The sequence below is a fragment of the Porcipelethomonas ammoniilytica genome, assembly GCF_025567485.1.
In the GTDB taxonomy this organism is placed as follows: domain Bacteria; phylum Bacillota; class Clostridia; order Oscillospirales; family Ruminococcaceae; genus Porcipelethomonas; species Porcipelethomonas ammoniilytica.
This window is the reverse complement of record NZ_JAOQKH010000120.1, coordinates 1-321: the sequence shown is the minus strand read 5'-3', so window position 1 is coordinate 321 and position 321 is coordinate 1. Positions and strand designations below refer to the sequence as shown.

Annotated in this window: 1 protein-coding gene; it reads right to left on the bottom strand. The window is 38.6% G+C overall.

The window, feature by feature from the left end:
• The coding region (locus tag OCV67_RS13585) for a hypothetical protein (protein WP_178085203.1) at positions 1–321 on the bottom strand (321 nt) is incomplete at both ends.

Genomic DNA, 321 nt, shown 5'->3' with positions numbered 1-321 from the left:
GCTACCATCTCCAGAAATTCTTTCCTTTCCTGATCCGATATCTGATCTATAGGAACTTCCCTCAGATAAATCGGATAATACCGGAAATTCTCCTCGTCCAGAACGTACGTCCATCCCTTTAAGATTTCCGTATCCGGAAGATATTCCCCTGTCTTGGGGTTCAGAACGTGTCTCACTCCGTCTATCATTTTCTCTTGTTTCATTATGTTCGTTCCTCCTGATTTCTTCAATTGCATTATGCCTTGTGTTTCTTACAATACTTTCAATTTCAAGAAAAATACTTTTTGAAATTTCTGTTACAGCCTGTCCAATTTCTTCAAT